Source organism: Paenibacillus sediminis, from assembly GCF_017873765.1.
GTDB lineage: Bacteria > Bacillota > Bacilli > Paenibacillales > Paenibacillaceae > Paenibacillus_AG > Paenibacillus_AG sediminis.
This window is the reverse complement of sequence record NZ_JAGGKP010000024.1, coordinates 1-3,499: the sequence shown is the minus strand read 5'-3', so window position 1 is coordinate 3,499 and position 3,499 is coordinate 1. Positions and strand designations below refer to the sequence as shown.

Sequence of the window (3,499 nt, the reverse complement as noted above, 5' to 3'; positions counted from 1 at the left end):
TTAGAGTACCAAGGTAGAACAAATAAGAGCGAGTTTGTAAGAAGATCGAGGAAGACACGAACAGCAGATAACATAATATTCACGCTTCGGCAGACGAGCTGCCTCGGTTCGCCCGAAGTAGAAAGTGCCGCAGGTTAATTCAGGCGAACACACCCCCACCACCTAACCGCATCGCGGCCGTCCCTTCGGGACTTAAGGTGGTGGGGCGTCGTGAATACGAGAACGTTAGGTGAAATTACTGAAGTGATTTTAAAGTTCAAGAGACTGGAGGGCAAAGATGATAAACATTCGTAAATATAATCCATCGGATTTAGAGTCGTTGGCTGACTTAATGAATGATTTAGGATACCCGGTCTCTATTGAAGTGATGGGAAGAAGAATGGAACTAATAGAATCAAATCCAAGTTACTTAACGTTTGTTGCAACCATTAATGAAGCGGTTACTGGAATGATTGGGATTCGCCAACTACTAAACTATGAAACAGATGATCTAGTAACTCAAATATCATCGTTAGTAACCAAAAGTGATTTTCAAGGACAGGGAGTTGGAAGTGCATTAATAAAATTTATTGAAGACTGGGCAGTACAAAACGGCTCTAGTGTTTTATATCTTACAAGTGGAATCAAACAAGAACGATTAAAGGCGCATGAATTTTATAAGAAGTACGGTTTTGAAATTACGGGATATAGATTTATAAAGAAAATAAATATTTGACAGTCGATCAAGAAGTCAGTAACTTCACCTAACACAATATTCACGCTTTGGGCCATCCGGCCCTCGGTCCGGCAGAAGTCCGATGTGGATTCGACGAGGCATTTCAGCAGCGTAGAAGTATTTCAGCCGGACACACCCGCACCACCTAACCGCATCGCGGCCGCCACTTCGTGGCTTAAGGTGGTGGGGCGTCGTGAATACAACAACGTTATATGAAACTGCTGCAAGACATTGATATTTGAGGGAGAATCAATAGATGACAATTCAAAATTCAAATGATATTGAATGGTGGAATGAACTCGCCCTAAGGTTGAATGGCTATCAAGGTAATTACAAAGTCAACTTTGTAGGTCTTAACGGAGAAGTAGAGTTTACAAATCTAGTAAAGGATTTGTTAAGAGATCACCCGAATACATTGGATGTTGGTTGCGCCGATGGCAGATTCGCTATCGACCTTTCATCGTTTGCAAGTCGGGTAACAGCAATTGACTTATCTCCTGTAATGATTGAAGCAGCAAAGAAATCAACAAAGGCTCCTAACCTGGAGTTTATTGTCTGTGACGCCAAAGAAATGCCGTTTTCTGATAATTCATTTGATTTAGTTATAAGTCGTCGTGGTCCAGTAAGTGAGCCCGTCTTTTTAGAAGAGGCTATTAGGGTTACAAAGCCAATGGGTAAGATAATTGAAATAACTATAGGAGAGCGTGATGCAATTGAATTTAAAGATGTATTTAATAGAGGACAAGGATACTTAAACAAAAGCAAATCAAGATATTTGGAGATAAGGAATAGGCTTGAATTAAATTCTGAAATAAAGATTAGCCAAATACATGAATATTTCTGCGATGCATATTATCCATCAATTGAAGATGTAGCTTTATTACTATCATCAACCCCAATAATTGATGACTTTAATATTGAAAGCGATTTGCCTTTATTAAGAACAATTGAAACAGAGTACCATACAAATAAAGGAATCAGAAGAACATATCATAGAATCATATGGATTGCAGAGAAATTATGAATTTTTGAGAAGATTCGAAGAAGGCAGCAGCATCATATAACACCATATTCACGCTTCGGGGCATTCGCCCCTCGGTCCGGCAGAAGTTAGAAGAGGATTCGACGTAGCATTTCTGTAGCAAGGAAGCATATTCAGCCGGACACACCCGCACCACCTAACCGCTTTGCGGCCGTCCCTTCGGGACTTAAGGTGGTGGGGCGTCGTGAATACTGAGAACGTTATGTGCAATTGCCTAAGTGCTGTTATAAGGAGATGTTTATGAAGACTCTATATCTCATTAGACATTGTAAAGCTAAAGGTCAAGAGCCGGATGCAGATCTCACTTTAGAGGGTGAATTACAAGCAGAAGCTCTTTCTAATTTTCTCATTGATAAGCCAATTGATTTGATTATTTCGAGCCCCTTTTTAAGGGCAATCCATTCAATAAAACCGTTCTAACAGATATACCAATTAGAATAGATTCAAGACTATCCGAAAGAGTATTAAGTTCAGAAGCTTTTATAGACTGGATGGATAAGTTAATGGCATCATTTGAAGATATGGACTTTAAATTACCTGGAGGAGAATCTACTGCGGAAGCAGCCAATAGAGGGATTGAAGTCATAAACGAACTTTTGGATACCAGTGCAAATAATATAGTAATCGTGACGCATGGGAACTTGCTTTCATTGATTATCAGAAATTTCAAAAAGGAATTTGGATTCAATGAATGGAAAGAAATGAAGAACCCAGATGTTTTTGAATTAATTATTGAGAATGACAAGTTCAGCATAGATCGGATTTGGAAGTGACTCGAAGTAGAGGCAACAGCACATAACACCCTATTCACGCATCGGGACATTCGTCCCTCGGTCCGGCCGGAGTTAGAAGCGGATTCTGGGGTGAGAATTTCAGTAGCGGGGAAGCGGAAGCAACCGGACACATCCAACCACCTAACCGCATCGCGGCCAGTCGCTTCGCTCCTTTAAGGTGGTAGGACGTCGTGAATACACGAACGTTATGCGAAATACTCGAAAGTCGATTAAATGAATAGGAGGAAACAAAAATGAAGAGTTTAATTACTCTCCTAATCATAGCTATCTTGGTTACCTTGTTATTAGGTTGTTCGAAAGATAATAAATCGCAGTTCCTAGGTAATTGGGAAGCAGATCAAGCTTCTCAACAAGAAGGAAGTAACGATTTATTGGGACACTTTAATTACTTAAAAATCTCTTCCTCCAATATCAATTTAAGAAATTTTCATAATGAAATAGGAATTGAGAGCGGAGAAACAGTTAAAGTTTTTGATGAAATAGATAAGAACCTAGCATATGAATGGAAATCTAAAGATCAGATTATTATAAATAACAAACTATATGAAATTGAAGTAAGTAAAAGAGAACTAATTATCAAGAATGATAAAATTGAAATTCACTATAATAAGAAGAAATAGAGAATGATTTAAAAAGTGTTTTAGCTATTCAGGATGTCGAGTACTTCGCATAACACCATATTCACGCTTCGGAAGTCAAGCTGCCTCGGTCCGGCCGGAGTTAGAAGTGGATTCGGTGATGAGATTCCAGTAGCAGGGAAGCAGATTCAGCCGGACACACCCGCACCACCTAACCGCATCGCGGCCGGTCACTTCGTGACCTTAAGGTGGTGGGGCGTCGTGAATACAACAACGTTATACAAAATAAAGGCTGAGAATCCAGAACCCAAGCAACTTCGTAAATCGAAGATTTACAAAATTACTTGGCCGGCTTACCAGTGGCAGCCGC

Annotated in this window: 6 protein-coding genes; all 6 read left to right on the top strand. The window is 39.9% G+C overall.

Annotation, left to right across the window (positions count from 1 at the left end; translation table 11 throughout):
* The first annotated feature begins 277 nt into the window (after positions 1-277).
* Positions 278-715 (top strand): GNAT family N-acetyltransferase, encoded by a 438-nt coding sequence (locus tag J2Z20_RS17745; protein ID WP_209853411.1) that lies wholly within the window; start codon positions 278-280, stop codon positions 713-715.
* A 256-nt stretch (positions 716-971) separates the two neighbouring features.
* Positions 972-1,739, top strand: a complete 768-nt coding sequence (locus tag J2Z20_RS17740) for a class I SAM-dependent methyltransferase (RefSeq protein WP_209853409.1) — start codon at positions 972-974, stop codon at positions 1,737-1,739.
* 258 nt (positions 1,740-1,997) lie between these two features.
* Entirely contained in the window at positions 1,998-2,177 is a 180-nt protein-coding gene (locus J2Z20_RS18185) for a histidine phosphatase family protein (protein ID WP_280921791.1), read from the top strand.
* 83 nt (positions 2,178-2,260) lie between these two features.
* Complete coding sequence (locus J2Z20_RS18180) at positions 2,261-2,530, top strand: histidine phosphatase family protein (RefSeq protein WP_280921790.1); 270 nt, start codon at positions 2,261-2,263, stop codon at positions 2,528-2,530.
* Positions 2,531-2,784: 254 nt separating this feature from the next.
* Positions 2,785-3,171 (top strand): hypothetical protein, encoded by a 387-nt coding sequence (locus J2Z20_RS17730; RefSeq protein ID WP_209853407.1) that lies wholly within the window; start codon positions 2,785-2,787, stop codon positions 3,169-3,171.
* Between the two features lie 33 nt (positions 3,172-3,204).
* The coding region (locus J2Z20_RS17725; RefSeq protein ID WP_209853404.1) for a hypothetical protein at positions 3,205-3,499 on the top strand (295 nt) is incomplete at its 3' end.

Excerpts from the sequence above, each read along its gene's own strand:
- J2Z20_RS17730 (WP_209853407.1), top strand. The coding sequence starts at position 2,785 with ATGAAGAGTTTAATTACTCTCCTAATCATAGCTATCTTGGTTACCTTG.
- J2Z20_RS17745 (WP_209853411.1), top strand. The coding sequence starts at position 278 with ATGATAAACATTCGTAAATATAATCCATCGGATTTAGAGTCGTTGGCT.
- J2Z20_RS18180 (WP_280921790.1), top strand. The coding sequence starts at position 2,261 with ATGGCATCATTTGAAGATATGGACTTTAAATTACCTGGAGGAGAATCT.
- J2Z20_RS17740 (WP_209853409.1), top strand. The coding sequence starts at position 972 with ATGACAATTCAAAATTCAAATGATATTGAATGGTGGAATGAACTCGCC.
- J2Z20_RS18185 (WP_280921791.1), top strand. The coding sequence starts at position 1,998 with ATGAAGACTCTATATCTCATTAGACATTGTAAAGCTAAAGGTCAAGAG.